This window comes from bacterium, from assembly GCA_035454885.1.
In the GTDB taxonomy this organism is placed as follows: Bacteria; UBA10199; UBA10199; order JACPAL01.
The window spans coordinates 58228-74976 of sequence record DATIGE010000014.1 but is presented as its reverse complement, the minus strand read 5'-3'; the positions used below and the strand labels follow the sequence as shown (position 1 = coordinate 74976).

General features: G+C 61.5%; 18 protein-coding genes and 1 tRNA gene. 12 read left to right on the top strand and 7 right to left on the bottom strand.

What is annotated here, in order from left to right; translation table 11 throughout:
• The first annotated feature begins 33 nt into the window (after window positions 1-33).
• Together VLJ37_03055 and VLJ37_03050 are read left to right on the top strand one after the other, a co-directional pair.
• A complete protein-coding gene (locus VLJ37_03055) occupies window positions 34-1800 on the top strand; it encodes a chloride channel protein (GenBank protein ID HSA58642.1) in 1767 nt (588 codons plus the stop codon).
• A gap of 38 nt (window positions 1801-1838) precedes the next feature.
• Window positions 1839-2960, top strand: a complete 1122-nt coding sequence (locus VLJ37_03050; GenBank protein ID HSA58641.1) for a glutamate--cysteine ligase — start codon at window positions 1839-1841, stop codon at window positions 2958-2960.
• Window positions 2961-3014: 54 nt separating this feature from the next.
• Here the strand turns inward: VLJ37_03050 and VLJ37_03045 are convergent.
• Window positions 3015-3101: transfer RNA gene (locus VLJ37_03045), tRNA-Ser, on the bottom strand.
• A gap of 241 nt (window positions 3102-3342) precedes the next feature.
• Here VLJ37_03045 and VLJ37_03040 point away from each other — a divergent pair.
• From VLJ37_03040 to VLJ37_03030, 3 genes are read left to right on the top strand one after another with little or no spacing between them, the layout of a single operon-like run.
• Complete coding sequence (locus VLJ37_03040) at window positions 3343-3717, top strand: hypothetical protein (protein ID HSA58640.1); 375 nt, start codon at window positions 3343-3345, stop codon at window positions 3715-3717.
• The gene (locus VLJ37_03035) at window positions 3718-4323 is read left to right on the top strand and encodes a hypothetical protein (GenBank protein HSA58639.1); all 606 of its coding nucleotides are present in this window, start codon (window positions 3718-3720) and stop codon (window positions 4321-4323) included. It abuts the gene before it with no gap.
• Window positions 4324-4331: 8 nt separating this feature from the next.
• Window positions 4332-4598, top strand: a complete 267-nt coding sequence (locus VLJ37_03030; GenBank protein ID HSA58638.1) for a hypothetical protein — start codon at window positions 4332-4334, stop codon at window positions 4596-4598.
• Between the two features lie 15 nt (window positions 4599-4613).
• Here VLJ37_03030 and VLJ37_03025 read toward each other — a convergent pair whose 3' ends face one another.
• The 4 genes from VLJ37_03025 to VLJ37_03010 all read right to left on the bottom strand — a co-directional run bounded on the left by VLJ37_03025 (window position 4614) and on the right by VLJ37_03010 (window position 9095).
• Entirely contained in the window at window positions 4614-4961 is a 348-nt protein-coding gene (locus VLJ37_03025) for a hypothetical protein (protein ID HSA58637.1), read from the bottom strand.
• A gap of 99 nt (window positions 4962-5060) precedes the next feature.
• Window positions 5061-5819: a hypothetical protein gene (locus VLJ37_03020; GenBank protein ID HSA58636.1), complete on the bottom strand. Its 759-nt coding sequence runs from the start codon at window positions 5817-5819 to the stop codon at window positions 5061-5063.
• Window positions 5820-5890: 71 nt separating this feature from the next.
• A complete protein-coding gene (gspC, locus tag VLJ37_03015) occupies window positions 5891-6844 on the bottom strand; it encodes a type II secretion system protein GspC (GenBank protein HSA58635.1) in 954 nt (317 codons plus the stop codon).
• Window positions 6845-7037: 193 nt separating this feature from the next.
• Window positions 7038-9095 carry a hypothetical protein gene (locus VLJ37_03010; GenBank protein HSA58634.1) on the bottom strand — a complete coding sequence of 686 codons (2058 nt, stop codon included), beginning with the start codon at window positions 9093-9095 and terminating at the stop codon, window positions 7038-7040.
• Window positions 9096-9220: 125 nt separating this feature from the next.
• On the opposite strand from VLJ37_03010, the gene VLJ37_03005 reads away from it, so the two are divergent.
• The 4 genes from VLJ37_03005 (at window position 9221) to VLJ37_02990 (ending at window position 13270) form a co-directional block, all read left to right on the top strand.
• Entirely contained in the window at window positions 9221-10150 is a 930-nt protein-coding gene (locus VLJ37_03005) for a hypothetical protein (GenBank protein ID HSA58633.1), read from the top strand.
• Between the two features lie 48 nt (window positions 10151-10198).
• Window positions 10199-11482 (top strand): OmpA family protein, encoded by a 1284-nt coding sequence (locus VLJ37_03000; protein ID HSA58632.1) that lies wholly within the window; start codon window positions 10199-10201, stop codon window positions 11480-11482.
• Window positions 11483-11553: 71 nt separating this feature from the next.
• Window positions 11554-12114: a hypothetical protein gene (locus tag VLJ37_02995; GenBank protein ID HSA58631.1), complete on the top strand. Its 561-nt coding sequence runs from the start codon at window positions 11554-11556 to the stop codon at window positions 12112-12114.
• A 46-nt stretch (window positions 12115-12160) separates the two neighbouring features.
• Entirely contained in the window at window positions 12161-13270 is a 1110-nt protein-coding gene (locus VLJ37_02990) for an endonuclease/exonuclease/phosphatase family protein (GenBank protein ID HSA58630.1), read from the top strand.
• On the opposite strand, the gene VLJ37_02985 is transcribed toward VLJ37_02990, so the two are convergent.
• Window positions 13248-13544, bottom strand: a complete 297-nt coding sequence (locus tag VLJ37_02985) for a hypothetical protein (protein ID HSA58629.1) — start codon at window positions 13542-13544, stop codon at window positions 13248-13250. The two genes, VLJ37_02990 and VLJ37_02985, sit on opposite strands and share 23 nt — an antisense overlap.
• A gap of 83 nt (window positions 13545-13627) precedes the next feature.
• Between VLJ37_02985 and VLJ37_02980 the strand changes: the two genes are divergently transcribed.
• On the top strand, window positions 13628-14083 hold the full coding sequence (locus VLJ37_02980) for a nucleoside deaminase (GenBank protein ID HSA58628.1): 456 nt from the start codon (window positions 13628-13630) through the stop codon (window positions 14081-14083).
• A 34-nt stretch (window positions 14084-14117) separates the two neighbouring features.
• Here VLJ37_02980 and VLJ37_02975 read toward each other — a convergent pair whose 3' ends face one another.
• Entirely contained in the window at window positions 14118-14465 is a 348-nt protein-coding gene (locus VLJ37_02975; protein ID HSA58627.1) for a cupin domain-containing protein, read from the bottom strand.
• A gap of 141 nt (window positions 14466-14606) precedes the next feature.
• On the opposite strand from VLJ37_02975, the gene VLJ37_02970 reads away from it, so the two are divergent.
• Together VLJ37_02970 and VLJ37_02965 are read left to right on the top strand one after the other, a co-directional pair.
• Window positions 14607-15071 (top strand): DUF1178 family protein, encoded by a 465-nt coding sequence (locus VLJ37_02970; GenBank protein ID HSA58626.1) that lies wholly within the window; start codon window positions 14607-14609, stop codon window positions 15069-15071.
• A 124-nt stretch (window positions 15072-15195) separates the two neighbouring features.
• On the top strand, window positions 15196-16731 hold the full coding sequence (locus VLJ37_02965; GenBank protein ID HSA58625.1) for a hypothetical protein: 1536 nt from the start codon (window positions 15196-15198) through the stop codon (window positions 16729-16731).
• The last annotated feature ends 18 nt before the right edge of the window (window positions 16732-16749 follow it).

The following is a 16749-nucleotide window of genomic DNA, read 5'->3' as shown; positions in this document are numbered from 1 at the left end:
GAACCACCTGTGCAAAGTATGAATCAATCACCAATGGGAAAACTTCGACGGAGTCTCAAAATTTCGGAGGGACAGTGGCTCTTGGTCTCATCCGTCTTCGTCGGAGCGGCCGCCGGTCTCGCCGCCTTCTTTTTCAGCTCGCTCATTCATTACTTTCATCACCTTTTTTTTGAAATCGCACTTTCGCCCTTCGGAGGGGCGGGTAAATACCTTGTCATCGTGGTCCCCGCTTTGGGTGGCCTTCTGATTGGTCCGATCGTAACGTTCGTCTCTCCGGAGGCGAAAGGTCACGGCGTTCCCGAGGTCATGTACGCCGTCGCCCGCCGTGACGGCCGGATACGGCCGATCGTCGCCGCCGCGAAATCGATCGCCTCCTCCATTTGCATCGGCTCGGGCGGTTCGGTCGGAAAGGAGGGCCCCATCGTCCAGATAGGCTCCGCCATGGGCTCCTCGATTGCCCAGCTCTTCCGCATGCCTTCGGAGTTGACCAAGATGCTGGTGGCCTGCGGCGCGGCGGGCGGCATCGCGGCGACCTTCGGGACGCCGATCGCGGGCGTCATGTTCGCGATGGAAGTGATTTTGAACGATTTCACCGCCCGCGCCTTTTCGATGGTGGTCATCTCTGCCGTCACGGCCACCGCGGTGGCGGGCGTCACTTTGGGGAGGGCGGCCTTCTTCCAGACGCCGGAATACGACTTGGTCAGCCCGTGGGAACTATTGTTTTATGCCGCTCTCGGGATCCTCGCGGCGGTTTGCGCGCGGATATTTGTCAAGATCCTCTACGCCTCGGAGGACTGGTTTGAGAAACTGCCGATTCCGGAATACTTGAAGCCGGCCCTCGGCGGACTCGCATTGGGCGTCATCGGATTCTTCCTGCCTCAGGTCTTTGGTACGGGCCATGAGATCACCGAGGCGGCCCTTTGGGGCCAATTGACGGTCGGTCTCTTGGTTGTGCTGTTCCTTTTCAAGATGGCCGCCTCTTCGTTGACTCTCGGCTCGGGCGGATCGGGAGGCGTCTTTTCCCCCTCTCTTTTCATCGGTGCGATGCTGGGAGGGGGCGTCGGCCACTTGATCCACAGCCAGTTTCCTCGAATTACCGCCGATTCGGGCGCCTATGCGATGGTCGGAATGGCGGCCTTCTTCGCCGGAGCCACACGCGCCCCCATCACCGCCATTGTCATACTCTTCGAAATGACCCACGACTACCGGATCATCCTGCCGGTCATGATCGCATCCGTTGCGAGCACGCTCGTTTCGGCCCGTTTGAGCCGCGATACGATCTATACCCTCAAGCTGAGGCGGCGCGGAATCGACATCGAGGTGGAGAGGGAGGCCGGGGTCCTGGCGAGCATGCGCGTCGCGGATGTCATGACGCGCGACGTGGAGACCGCTTCGGAATCATCCTCCCTCGATGATCTGATCAAACAAATGGGGTCATCGCGCCATTCCGGATTTCCAGTCGTGAACGGGAAAAACGAATTGATCGGGATGGTGACGGCTCAGCAGGTCTACGAGGCCCTTCCTCTGCGGCACGAATTGGGAAAGGTGATCGTCGTCAAGGAGGTGATGACGTCGCGTCCGCAAGTCGCCCATCCGGACGAGCGTCTCGACGAGATCGTCCGGAAACTCCATCTGAGCGAGACGGATCACCTGCCGGTCTTGGAGCGAGCGGAACGCGGATCCCCGGGTAAGCTTGTGGGGATTATCACGCACGCCGACGTGATGAAGGCCTATCGCAAGCTTCTGGAACAGGCGAGGGAGTCGCATCAGACCGCAGGTTTTACCGGCATGGGCCTTTAGATATTCCCCCGCCGCAAGGCCGGTGCTACGATGGCCCTGTGCCTCTCGCATTCACAAACAGTCCCAAGCCGACCTTGGGGATCGAGGTCGAAATCCAATTGATCGACCGCGTGACCAAGAACCTGTCCTCCGCCGCCGTGCCGCTCTTGGACGAGGCGTCGAAGGTGGAGGGCCTGACTCTCAAGGCGGAGCTCTCCCAGGCGATGGCCGAGATCAACACGGAGATCTGCGACGACATTGCGCAGGCGCGGGCGAGCCTCGCCCGGCAATTGGACCGGGTCCGGGCGCTTGCGGACAAGCGTGGCATCGACATCGCCGTGTCCGGGACCCATCCCTTTCAGGACTGGCGGGAGCGTCAAATCTTCCCGGACCCGCGGCACATCGACATTTTGGAAAAATACCAGTGGCTCGCCCGCCGCTGGACGACCTTCGGCCTGCACGTGCACGTCGGCGTCAGGGGCGGAGACCGGGCCATCCACATCCTGAACACTCTGATCTCCTACATCCCCCATCTCCTGGCCCTTTCGGCGAGTTCCCCTTACTGGGGCGGCACGGACACCGGCCTCATGTCCTGCCGGGCCGCCGTTTTGGAATCGTTTCCCACGGGGGGACTTCCCTATTACCTGACGGACTGGAAGGCTTTTGAGAAATATTTCGAGACCCTGATGTCGACGGGCGCCATCAAGTCGATCAAGGACATCTACTGGGACATCCGGCCGCATTTCGACTTCGGCACGGTCGAGGTGCGCGTTTGCGACGGGTTGCCCAATCTCAAGGACACCATGGCCTTGGCGGCCCTCATCCACTGTCTGGTGGTCTGGATCGACGATCAATACCAGAAAGGACGTTCACAAAAGGTGAACATGCAGAGGTACTGGCTGGCGCCCGAAAATAAATGGCAGGCCGTGCGCTACGGCTTTGAGGGAATCCTGATCAATCCCGAGTCCGGGGAAAGAAGCGTGATTCGCGAAGACATCGAGAGGCTTCTGGCGAACCTGGCTCCCGTGGCCGATTCGCTGAATTGCGCGCAAGAGCTGGCCGGCGTCCGGGACATTCTCAAAGCCGGCAACAGCACCATGCGCCAGCGCGAGATTTTCGCAAAGACGAAGTCCCTGGTCGCGGTCGTCGAGTGGCTCATCGAGGAACTGAAGGGCGGTTGAGAAGGAGGGATTCGCCCAAAAAAAAAGCCGCCCGGATGGGTCGGCTTTTCGTTGCGGAGAGGGAGGGATTCGAACCCTCGATACCGTTGCCGGTATACTACCTTTCCAGGGTAGCGCCTTCAACCACTCGGCCACCTCTCCTTACGCGTCGACCGGCGAAGCCGGATCGCCGCTATACTCAGGGGAGATACCGCTCTCCCCTGAAACCCCATCTGTTCTGCAAAGATCGAAGCGCTTACTCCGTCGTCCCAATCGGCAGAGCCGACTTGGGACTTGCTCGTTCGCTATTTGCCTCAAAATGTTCGCGAATGCCAATCACGATTTTTATCTTTCAAATCCGGAAAAAACTGATACCTTGAGCCCCACTTTTTGAGGAGGGGACATGAAAAAAATTCTGGTGGTCTTGGCGATGGCGGGTTTGGCGGCGGGGATTTCGGGCTGCAGCAAGTGTTCCCCGGAAAAGGTCAAGGAGATGGTCTCGGGCGGCGCCGCCGCGGTCGCCATCGACGTGATCGGGCAAACCCTGGCCCCCGCGATCTGCGGCAAGTACGAGACCTGCAACAAGGACAACCCCCAGTTCAACAAGGATCAATGCCTGCAGGAGATCTCCACGGGCATCGCTGAAAACCTCAAGACGTCCCCCGATCTCAAGGTCACCGGGGACGCGTTGGAGGCCTGCAAAAAGGCCATCACGGACGCCCCTTGCGAGGCATTGAACAGCGAAAGCCCTCCGACCGGCTGCGAGTTCCTCAAGTAATTGGTATTTTCGGATTTCCACGCCCTGTCCGGGATCATTGCCGGAGCCTTGTCCTTTCTGGCCTTTGTCCCTTACGTCCTCTCCACGCTGCGCGGCAGGAACCGCCCGAACCGGGCGACGTGGATCATCTGGTCCGCCGTCGGGGTGAGCCTCTTGGCGAGCTACGCAGCCGCGGGCGCGCGCGAGACGGTCTGGGTGGCGGCCGCGAACCTGCTCGCGTTCCTGGCGGTGCTCGCCCTGTCCTTCAAGTACGGGGAGGGCGGATGGACGTTCTTTGACGGCGCCTGTCTCCTCGGGGCGGCGTTCGGACTTGCGCTGTGGTGGTGGTTCGACTCGCCCCTGCCCACGCTCTTCTCGGGACTCTTCATCGATCTCGTCGGAGCCCTGCCGACGGTCAAAAAGGCGTGGAACGATCCCGCCAGCGAGGATCTTCTGGCCTGGATCCTTTTCTGCGCCGCCAACGCGGTCAACCTGCTGGCGATCCGCACGTGGAACGTCGCGGTTGCTTCCTACCCCCTCTATATGGTCTTTATAACGCTTGTCCTGGTGGCGATCCTCTTGCTCCGCCGGGATTCCCGGTCCGAAGGGGGGCAGGTCATTGTATGAGATTTAAGATGTCGTCTTCGATCCTCTTGACGTCCTGCCTGGCCACGGGCACCTGGCTCTCGATGTGGTTCCCCGACCCCTGCGCCCGGCGCGCGTCGGGACTTCCCGCAAACGCCATCGTGCTTTGCGCCCCCGACGAGTGCGCGGAGGCGCGCGATCGCATCGCCGTCATCTGCCGGGACAGCGGCTACCCGGCCGGCCAAAGGATCCCCGTCTTACCCTTGGCCGGCGTGTCGTGCCTCTGCCCGTGTCCCGGCGCCCCGCCGCAGGAATGAAGCGGGGAGGGGGCTTCAGGAGCAGTTGCCTTCGGCCAGACTGATGTTTTGGAATTCCGTGTCGATGCAGCAGCCGGCCTCGCAGAAGTACCCGCCGTCGGTGATGTTGGCGCAAACCTCATCGGGCGTGATGACGTAATCGTCCTCGTTGAAGGTTTCGCACCCGGATTCCCACGGGCCGAACCCGTACCCGTCGCAGCCGTCCGTGACCCGTTTGTCGAAGGAGCACGCAAAGGCGCCGCTGCCCCCTCCGCCGCTCCCGTCGCCCCCGCATCCCGCGGGTCCCGCGGAATACAGGGCCATCAGCGTCAGGAAGCCCGCCGTCAGGCCGCCCAGGACCGCCGCCCTCTTGCTTGGTTGCATAGGTTCCTCCTTGTTTTGCCGGATGCCCCGCGCATTGCATAGGCGGAAAGGAAATGCAATGAGCGAAACGCGGCCATCCGGTCCGCTGCCGGAGGGATCTTAATTTCGTCTGACCGTCAAGACGTGGACGTCGTTGGAACGCTCGGAGAAGTAACTGCGGAAAAGGCGCGACCGCAGCGGCGGAAGGAAGTACTCAAAGGTATCCCGGAAGCATTCGGCCACAAGATTCACGAGCACCGTGTAATCGTCGTCTGCCGAGAATTCGTACAGGACGCTCGCCTGCATCACGCCGATCCCTCCGCGCACGAGGTTTCTCGCAAAGGTCTCGAACAAGGTTTCGAAATCCATCCCGGGGTGGATGGCGAGGATCAAGTGCGCGCCGGCGCCATTGAGGTGCTTGTAGTTTCCGCCGGGTCCCATCTCCAAGCGTGCCCGGTTCGGACCCAGCGGCAGCCCGGCGTAGTAGCGGCGGACGTCCGGCCGGTCGTATAGGTCATACGCCGTCATTTCCGCCGGCGAACCCGCCTGTGCCGCCAGTTTGGCGAGGAATCTCAGGGCGTAGAGGGGGTCGGTCATCGAGGGGCCCGGCCCAAAGAGCAACATCCGGGGTTCCGTCTCGGGGGGAATGATGTCTCCCAAATGCGCGACGATGGCGTCCTCCAGGCCCGTGAGTTCCTCCGTCAGCGGGACACGGTTGATGTTCGGCGGTTCGTTGAAACTGAGATTCAACGTCCCGCCCTCCAACCTCTCCGTGGGAGACAGGAGGCCGGAGGTGATCAGTTCCAGGATCCGGGCTTGTTGGCCCTGAAAGGGGAGGGTGGAATCCATGAGGGCCGGGAATCGAAGCGATGTGGACATAGCCCTCCCTATCGGCAGCGGGCCGCATTGGTTGCGGGGGGAATGTTACTTTTGGGCCGACGCGTAGGCAATTATCGAATCTCGTATTCGAGGGTCACGGTCCTGCCGCCACGTACCACATCCAGCGAAAAGGTTTTGGATTCCTTGAGGCTGTTGAAGAGCTCAAAGCCGCGCTTGATGTCCAGTTCCTCGCCGTTCACCCTATTGAGCACGTCGCCGCGCCGCACCCCGAGCTTGCTGATCAGGCCGCCCGGCCTGATGGCGAGGACGCGAAAGCCTTCGATGCGTCCATTGACAAAGTTCGGAACGATCCGGACTTCCTTTTGCAGCCCGTCGAGATTGGACAGGGCATCGTCGACCTCTTTTTGGCTGACGTAAATCAGCCCCGCCGACGAGCCCGACTTGTCCTCGCCCGCCGCTCCCTTGGACTCCTTTGCGAGTGAAATATTCCCGAACACCTCGTCAGAGGGCGCAAAAATATTGCCCTTGGCCGCGGAGTTTTCCAATTCCGCGAACTCCAGACGCCCTCCGTTAATGAATTCGATCCGCTTTCTGCCTACTTTCACGAGCTTGACGTTGGGAGCAAAGCTCTCTTCGTCGCCGACGAAATAGACCGTGCCCTTTCGAACTTTTCCTGTGGCGACGATCGCCGACGAACGGCGTCCCCGCCCGTCGCGGACCTTCATCGTGCTGGTAACGCGGACATCGAGGGAGGTCTTGACCGCCTCGCCCAAATCGCCCAGTTGACGGGGATTCACTTCGGTCGCGGTGGTCTCCGGCGTCTTCACATCTTTGGAATTGAAGACATTTCGTTCGGCGATGATCAGGTAATCGTCATTCTCGCGAACCTCGGTGTTTGGGACCGTTCGCGCGGGTTCGGAGACCGCAGACCCCGTTGTCGAAGCCATGGGGGTCGCCGCTAACCATCCGGCCATGTAATGGGTAACGCCCCGCGCCGTGAAATACGCGCAAGCGACGAGAGTGGCGAGGTGCAGCACCCAATCGAATCGCCGCAGGGAATACATGATAATTATTATACATCGCCTGGAAGCCCTTGATAACCCCCTATCTCGGGCAGAGGTCGCGATTCCTGGCGCGGTGCCGGGCGTGCCCTCAATGCCGTCGTTTTGAGGAGATTAGATGTGCCTTTGCCCCTGCTTGGGAAGCCCCGCGACCAGCCCCTGGAAGCAAAGCGGACCGCGCGTGATCAGCCCTGCCTCAGCGGGCGATCCTTCCCGTGACGGCATCCGTCGTGCTCACGCTGGCGTCCTGATTGGTGAAGGTCTGTCCCGTCACGTCCAGGGTGGGCCCCTCGAATCGGATTCCAAAGTGAACGCTGCCGGAGGCGTCGGTGACCGCGTTCAACGAATCCTCGCCCGTGCTCGAAAAAGGCACGAGCCAGACGATCGTTCCGTCGGCCGGGTCGAGGCTCGCGAGAAAGGCATCATAGGTCGTTTTTGTCGCATCGGCGTTGGTGAGTGTCCGGCCGTCGGCCGAAAGGCTGGTGCTCGCGAAAGAGCCCACGACGAAGATCCCCGCCGAGGCGGAGGGATTTTCCGATCCCGCCGCGAACGCAAGCCTGAGGGAGTCCTCGTCGTCCCCGGCAAAACTCGCGACCCAGTCCACGGCCCCGTCGGGGAGGATCTTCGCGGCGAAGGCATCGCCCGTCATCGCGCTCACGTCCGTGTTCGTGAGCGTCCGTCCTCCCACGTCCAGGGTCGCGCCGAAGAACGTCGCGGCCAGATACACGTTGCCGACCGCGTCGACCGCCAAGGGGATCGGGCCCATGAAGCCCCCTCCGAACCCGGGCCCCGTCAGGCCGGTGATCCAACGAGTCGAGCCGTCCGCCGGATCCAGGCGCGCGACGAAATTGTCGTTGGAGGTCCCGCCGCCGTCGGCGTTGGGAAGGGTCTTGCTCCCGGAGGTCAGCGTGGCGCCGTCAAAGACGCCGCTGAGAAAAAGATCCCCTGCGGAATCCGTCTGGAGCGTGATCATATCAAAATCGTCGCTGCTCACCCCGCTCAACCAGGAGACCGTGCCGTCCCCGGGATTGATCCTGGCCACGAAGTCGTCCGCCGTTGTCTCGCTGGGATCCGCATTGGTCAGCGTCTTGCCTCCGGCCGAGAGCGTATTTCCTAAAAAAGAACCATAGGCGTAGGGGTTCCCCGAGGGATCGACGATCAGGTTGACCGAATCGAACTTGGCGCTGGCGAACGGCGTGATCCAATCGAGGTCTCCCGTCGCGGGATCCAGGCGCGCGATAAACGAATCGGTCGTCGTCCCGCTCGGGTCGGCATTGGTCGCGACATCGGTCCCGTTGAACGCCAGTTTCACCCCTTGAAAATACCCCCAAACGAAGAGATTCCCCGAGGCGTCGACCAGGGGAAAGACTCCGTCGTCGGCATCGCTGCCGAATTGACTGACCCAGGCGACCGTACCGGACGAGGGGTCGAGCCTCGCAAGGAACCTGTCGGGCGTGGTGCCGACGGTGTCCGTATTGTTGAGGGTCTTGGACCCGACGGTGATGGAGCTGCCGTTGAAGTTGCCCCCTATGTACAGTTGCCCACCGGGACCGAAGGTGGGGAAGACCTGATCATGATTCGCGCTTTGAAAACTGTCGAACCAAAGAACGGACCCGTCCGAATCGAAACGTCCCGCAAAGGCGTCGATGGTCGCGCCCGTCGCATCGGCGTTGGTCACCGTCCGGTCGGGAGCGATCATGGTCGTCCCGTAGAAATCGCCCGAGAAGAAGATGTTCCCGGCCGGGTCGAAACTGAAGGTCGCCCCGTTGTCGCTGAAGGCCCCGTTGCCCTGGAAGGGCAGCAGCCAGGCCGCGCTGCCATCATCGTTCAGGCGGGCCGCCGACGCGCGCCAACTGGCCGGAGAGACGGCCGTGTTCGCGATGGATTTTCCGCCGGCCGTGACCGAGGTGCTGCCGGACCGGATGGTCAAGTACAGGCGCCCTTGCGGATCAGGCGACAATTCGACGAATTCGTCGTTGTCGCCCGTAATGAAGGTCAGGCCCGAAACCGTGCCGCGGTCTACGCAGCCGGAGGTGTCGAGGCTCCCGCAATCCCCGGCGCAGGTCAGCGTGCCGTCCGGAGAGAATCCCCGGGTCTCGCAGGTCTCGCCGTTCAAGGCCGATCCGTCGCAGACTTCCGAGCCGCCGATGACGCCGTCCCCGCAGGTCGCGCCCCCGCAACCGGACGGACCGCCCCAACTCAACGCCCAGAAGATCGCCAAGACGGCAACGAAGCAAGAAAATGATTTTTTCATAGGTGACCAAGGTTGAACGCGCCCCTTTCCGATGTCAAGCCCCATCGGTCCGGCGTATCCAGTTGAGACTCGACCCGTGATTCATGCTATCTTGAGGCCCCGCAATCGCTTTAGGGAGGTATTCGATGCCGGCGACGCTGGGTCATGCGGCCAAAATCACGGTCAAGACCCTGCCCTTTATCCTGCTTCGGATGGGTCTGTATCTGGCCTTCGGATTTCTCTTTTGCCTTTATTGGGCCGCCGTCTTTTTTCTCGGACAAGGCGCCGCGGCCCTCCATGACTATGCGCGGGTCGCCGTTTGGATCGTCGCCCTGATCCTGCCCTTTCCGCTCATCCGATTATTCCGGGAATATTTTCTGTACGTCCTCAAGATCGCTCATGTCGCCGTCATCGTTCAATTGGCGCTGCGCGGTTCGTTGCCGGAAGGGAAGAACCAGGTGGAGTGGGGCAAGGAAAAGGTCATGGCCCGCTTCAAGGAGACCAGCGTTCTCTTCGTGGTCGATCGCCTGGTGATGGGAGTGATTCGAGCCGTTAATCGGTTGATGGAGGGGATGGCCAACCTCTTTGGAGGAGTTCCGGGGCTGCAAAGTGTCATTGGATTGGCGAAGGTGATCCTCCGCTTCAGCCTCACCTATGTCGACGAGGCGGTGATGGCCCGCAATTTCATGAAGGAGGAGGAGACGGTGTGGCAATCGGCCCAAACGGGATTGGTCCTCTACGCCCAGAGTTGGAAGGAGATCTTGAAGACGGCCATTTTCATCGGCATCGCCGCGATCCTCAGCTACGGCCTCCTGTCGATTCTTTATTTGATCCCCTTTCTCGGGCTGGCGGCGCTTTACCCCAAGTTCAAGATCCTCTTAATCGCGTTCGCCTTGATCTTCGCGGCCGTCACGAAACTCGCCTTGTTCGACCCCTGGGCCCTGACGTCGATGATCCTGGTCTATCTGGAGACCACGAAGGACATGGTGCCCGACCGGGGTTGGGAGGAGAAGATCGCAATGGCCTCCAAGAAGTTCAGGCAGATTCAGGAAAAGGCCGTGACGGCCGGCCCCTGAGACTCTTTTTTAGGCTCAGACTAACTCTCACTTGTCAGGAGGGTTTCCATGGCGCGCTCTTTTCTCAAAGGCCTCTCTTTCGCGACTCTCTTCCTTGTCGGCGGCCCTTCGGGCGCTCTGGCCCAGGCGCCGAACGCCCCGGTTGCTATGGCCCCTCCGCCCGCCGAACGCACCGATCTCCTGGATATGGCCAACGGCGCCGTCGTCCTCTCCAAATCGAGCGAATACGGAGGGGCCAAATGGAGCGCCCTGGCCCTCGTGGATGGGGCCCCCGACGTCGGATGGTGCAGCGCGGACAAGGCCCCTTTTCCCCATGAGGTCCTGATCGAGCTGGCGCGTCGGGCCTCCGTCGAATCCATCGTCTTCGATCAAACCCAGGCCCAGGATTCCGGCTACGCCGGCATCTCCTCCAAGGATGTGGAGGTTTGGGCCTCGAACGCCTCCCCGGCCGATGGATTCGCCAAGGCCCTCCAAATCCAGCTCCCCCAGGGAGGGAAACAGGAATTCCGGCTCCCGGCCCCGGTCACGGCCCGGTGGCTCAAGTTCGTCATCCGTTCCAATTGGGGGAACGCCAATTACACGGAGCTGATGGAGTTGGAGGCCTACGGGCAGCCGGTCCCCGGTCCGGCCGCGCAGGCGCCGCTGACGGGGACGTACAATACCAATTACGGCCCCATCACCCTGAACCAGGCGGGGTCGACCGTAACGGGATGCTATTACGACGGAGACGGGAGCTTGAACGGGACGACCGACGGGCGCGTCGTCCAAGTCGAATGGCGCCAAAACGGAGGGAAGAAGTTCGGGACGGCCCTGATGGTGCTCTCCGCCCGGGGCGATTTCTTGAACGGGTTTTGGTATGAACACGGCAGCCTTGCGGGGAGCTGGTTCGGCGATCGTCCCAAGGACGGCGGAAAGTCCCAATGCAGGACGGCCTCCGCCGCCCCCGGAGCCGCCGCCCAGGAACCGAGCGCAATCGCGACGAACATCGCCCAGACGGGCAGGGCCATCATTTACGGCGTCCTCTTCGACACCGCCTCCGACAGGATCCGGGCGGAGTCCGATCCGACGCTCAACGAAGTGCTCGGCCTCATGCAGGCGCAACCCGCCCTCAATCTGGAGATCAGCGGCCACACGGATTCGGTGGGGAACGACGCCTACAATCAGGATCTGTCGAAGCGCCGGGCGCAGTCGGTCGTGGCCTGGCTCACCGCCAAGGGCGTCGCGGCCGGACGTCTGACGGCGGCGGGTTACGGCAAGACGCAGCCGGTCGCCGACAACGCCACGCCCCAGGGTCGCGCCCTCAACCGGCGGGTCGAGCTGGCGAAGAAATAGAGAAGACCGCGCGCCCGGGACGCGCCCAACCCCTTGAAAAAATAAGGCAGGAAGTTTAGAAGGGAGAACTTATGAAACCAATCTTCAAAGTCCTGCGGGCCGCGATGTTCATGACGGCGTTTGCGATGGCCTTGGCCCCCATGGTTCGCGCCGACGAAAAGGCCCCGGCGCCGCCTCCGGACAACAGCTCCGCGGAGCTGAATCGCATCAAGGCCCTGGAAGGCCGCTGGTCCTCGACGACCTCCATGTTCGGCAAGCCCGACGAGAAGGTCTACACCGAGTACGAGGTGACCGCCGGCGGCAGCGCCGTCCTCGAGCGCATCTTTCCCGGGACGCCTCAGGAGATGATCTCCGTATATTACGACGACGATCAGGGCCGCCTGGCGATGACCCATTACTGCATGATGCGCAACCGGCCGACGCTCAAGCTCGTCAAGAGCGAGGGCGACACCCTCACGATGGACGTGGCGAAGGTCGAGGGGTTGAAATCCAAGGACGACCCGAGCATGGGCGGGATCACGCTTCATTTCACGGACAAGGACCATTTCGAATCCACCTGCCAGGGCCGGGGCAAGGACGCGGAGAAACAACCGCCGACGACGATGGTTTTCACTCGGGTGCGTAAGAGATGATCGGGTAATCCCGCAACCTTATGGGGCAGGGATCGATGATGCGCCCGTGACGGCCATCACGCACACCTCCTTCGCCTCCTTCACCGCATTGACCTACAACGCCCGTCTCTGGGGCGGGACCGGCCTGGTCAACGGGGAGGCGACGCGCCTCTATTGCGAGGACCATCAGCGGGTCGATCGGATCGCCGATCGCCTTATCACGACGGGGCCCGACCTGATCGGCCTTCAGGAGGTCTTTTGCCCCGAGATGCAAGACCGCCTCATCGAACGCCTGCGGGATGACTATCCCTACCACGTCCGGAGCTCTACCTTTGACGGAGTCGAGCAGTCGATTCGGACCGTTCGGCGTCTCTGGCCGCGATTCGGGGATTTGTACGCCCGGAATATCCAAAAGGTGGTCGACGGCTTTACGCTCTCCCATTATTCGCGGGATGGCCTGCCGACCCGGCTCCTCAAAAGGTTCATCAGCGAGGACGCGGTCCTTCGCTTTCTTCATGAGGCCGCCGAGCAACAGTTTCTCTGGGGGGCGGGACTCCTTTTTTTCAGCAAGTCTCCGGTCTTGGAGCATTCGTTCGTCCCTCATCCGGAACGCGCCGACCTGGAGCGGTTTGCCGACAAGGGGACTTTGAAGGTGACCGTCCAGCCGCCCCAAACCGATCCCATCACGGTCCTTCTCACCCATCTTCAGGAGGGGGAGACGCCCCATGCCCGGTCGGCCAGGAGGCTGCAGCTCGGCCGGATTCAGGGTCTCATGAGGGAAGCGGGGAAGGCGGTCGTCCTGGGGGACATGAACGTCCCCGAGGGATGGCCGGATTCCTACCGGGAAATGGCGGCGGGGATGTTGCAGGCGGGGGGCTTCGACTGCTTCCGCACCGTTTATCCCGATCGCCGGGAGAACCCCGGCTACACGTATCGGGTCGGAAACCCGTTCGAACGGACGCTCCTCGGGGAGTCGCACCCGTTCGTGGGGGAGGACCTGCGTCTCGACTATATCTTCGCCCGTGGCCTTCGGGTCTTGGGGAGCGGCGTCCTGGAAGATGATTTCAGCGGCCTCTCCGACCATAGCCCGGTCTTGGTTCGATTCGGGTCATCACTCATCGTCTCCGGCCCATCGTCGACCGACCGCGCCGCGCCTACTGGTCGAGCGGCCGTTTGAAGAGGAATCGGGTCACGCCATAGGGCCACGCGTCTTTGGCCCGATAGATCTGCTCATCGTAGCCGACGTCCATCTTGAGCGTCCCGAGCCGGTACTGAGAGGGGCGATGGCGGTGCGCGTGAACGAAAGTCCCGCTCTTGTAATCATAGACGAGCGTTCTCTCCGCCTCCACGGTGTCCTCCCGAGTCTCACGCGCCTCCATCGCCGTCGCCGCGAAAAAAAGGCCCAGGAGACCCAAGACCAAAGCGCACAGGACGAAAATCCGGCCGTTCATGGGAATCACCTCGAAGGTGATTTTACGCCTTTGAAATGAATAGTGTTCGACAAAAATGAGGAGGTCCTACAATAGAGGGGACTATGCCGGTACTCCCTGACGACGAGCGTTTCATGCGAATAGCCCTGGAGGAGGCCCGCATCGGGCTTCGCGAGGGAGGGATCCCCATCGGAAGCGTCTTGGTCATCGATGGACAGGTGAGGGGACGCGGGCGCAACCGGCGCGTGCAGAGCCATAATCCCATCCTGCACGGAGAAACGGACTGTCTCCAGAATGCGGGCCGTCTGAAGGCCGCGGATTACCGGCGCGCGACGCTCTACACGACGCTGTCGCCCTGCGACATGTGCGCGGGCGCGATCCTGCTCTACAAGATTCCGCGCGTGGTGATGGCGGAAAACCGAAGTTTCACCGGGGCCGAGGAGACGCTGACCCGTCGCGGCGTCGAGCTCGTGAATCTGGGGAGCGAGGAGGCCGTCCGCATGATGCAGGACTTCATCCGCGCGCAGCCCCAACTTTGGAACGAGGATATCGGGCTGTGATCGAAAAGAGATCCCCTCGAACCGAGAACTGTGCCTATGAGCGGATCATGGTCAGCAGCATCTTAAACCGGGTGACGGCCTTCACGGCGTGCGGGACATTGGCCGGCAATAGGATGGCTTCCCCGGATCTCATCTTGTTCCAGGAACCGCCGACCATGATGTTCGCCTCGCCATCCACAAGGGTCACGAGGGCGTCGAAAGGGGCCGTGTGTTCGCTGAGCTCCTGCCCTTGGTCAAAGGCGAAAGCGGTGACGTTCCCGGCCTTTTTTTGAATGATGCGGGTACTGACGATGGAGCCCGCTTGATATTCGGCCAAGCGATCCACAGGCTGCGAGTGGCCTCGAAGGGATTCGAGTGTCTGTTTTTCGGTTTCTTGTGACATGCTCTCCTCGGGTGGAGACCAAAGTCGTAGGTCCCTAGCCCAAAGTCAAGACGGCATTCTGAGACTCGACACCGTTTATGGTTGAAATCCTTAAGCTTTTTGCCCCCTGGACAACTCCAAGATCGGACTTATTTTAATGTTATGGTGGTTTACGAACTTGTCTGCGGTCACGGGCATCAGTTCGAGGGGTGGTTTCCCGCGCCCGAGGCCTTTGACGCCCAGAAGGTCCGGGGCCTGGTGACCTGTCAGTTTTGCGGGGATGAACACGTCTCCAAGGTGAACGCGGGCGGCCCGGCCGAAACGCCGGAGTGTCTGCCGCGGGTGATTCCCGCCCCGGAAGCGGACGGCCAGGCCCTGCCCACGGAGATTTTGGCGACCGGTGAGATCGACGGCATTACCGTCCTCAAGGCCCTGAGACATTACGTCAAGACGCATTTCGAAAACGTGGGCAAGGACTTCGCCTCCCTGGCCCGCAAGATGCGGGATGGCGAGATCCCTCAAAAGAATATTTACGGCGAGGCCACTCCCGAGGAAATCGAAGAGCTCGCAGACGAAGAGATTCCGCACATCGTTCTGCGCGACCTCCCGCCGGAGTTTAAGAATTAGATCCGCGACGCCCGATTGACCAAAATCCCTGTCACCTCCTGAATACGGAATCTCCTTCCCGGCACGCTCCCGCCTTGATATCTCCCGAAGAGGAACTAAACTGAAGCCCGAGTGGAGGACCATCATGAAAAAAGCCATCCTCTTCGCCATCCCTCTTTTGCTCTCGGGCCTCGGCTGCGGGAACAAGACGCAGACCGGAACGCTGGTCGACGCGCCCGTCCAGGGCGTTTCTTATGAAACAGAAACCGAGGCGGGCGTCACCGGAGCGGACGGGGCCTTCCTCTTCCAGCCGGAGGAGACCGTCCGGTTCTTTCTGGGCGACATCGACCTGGGAGAAACCGCGGGCCAGGCCGTCGTCAGTCCGTTCAACCTGGTCCCGGGCGCCGCGCCCGTAACGGACGCACGCGAGCTCCGGGCGATCGTGAATGCCATCGGCGACCGGATCCCCCATCCCTTTATCGAAGCCGCCAACCGGGCCTTGTTCCTCCAAAACATCGACCAGGATCAGGACCCGTCGAACGGCATCGCCGTGCCCGAGGGGTTGTCGGACCTGGCGTCCGGACTCGAGATCCCGTTCGACGAAGACGTTTTTACTTTTCCGCGTAACGCGGCCTTCCGAGGGTTGATCCGGGATGGCTCCGACGCCGGGCTGTTCACGGCGGGCCCGTTTGAACGGAGCTACCCCGAGGCCCTCGATCACCTGTACACCGCCCTGGGCCTCACGCCCGAGATCTTCCGCGTCTCGGCCTCGCGCTTCGACGCCGACGCTAATGGAGTCTTCGATCAAACTTCACAAACCTTCTACAATGCCGCGGGGCTTAGGGAGCGAACGGAGTCCGATACGGACGGCGACGGGACGATCGACCGCGTGACCCTGTACACTTATGACGGGCGAAACCGGCTGATCCACGGCGACACCGACTCCGACGGCGACGGCGTGACCGACCAGACCTTCGACAATACCTATGACGGGTTTGGAAGGCTCATCCTCGAGGAGGCCGATACGGACGGCGACACCGTAAACGATTTCATCGAGTCGCATGAGTTCGACGCTTTGGGGAACAGGGTCCGAGACGTCCGAGACGAGGACGGGGACGGTGCGATCGATCGGGTGGAGGAATATACGTTCGACGCGAACAACGACCCGATCCGCCGCACGGTGGACGTGGACGGGGACGGCGTCATCGACGGATCGTTCGATTCGTTTTTCGACGCCCATCACAACGACATCCGGGACGAAAGCGACACCAACAACGATGGCACGGTGGATATCATCAGCGTCACCACGTTCGATGAAAACAACAACCGCATCCGCTCGGAAACCGATTTGGGCGCGGACAGCGTTCCCAATTTCATTTCCCTGTCCTTCTTCGACGCCGAGGGTCGGCGGATCCGGGGGGAATTCGACTCGGACGCGGACGGCACCGCGAATCGCGTCACGACCTACCATTATGACGAGCTGGGGAACGAAACCGGCTGGGAAGAGGACAAGGACAACGACGGCACGATCGATCAGACGTCTTCGACGGAATTCGACGCCTCCGGTTACCCGGTCCGGACGTTTTCCGACACCGACGCGGACGGGACGCCCGACTCCATTTTCGAGCGCGACTACGAACCGGGCAATTGGCAGGCGGTTTTCGAGGAAGTCTTCGACTAGTAGACATCTTTCCTCAAA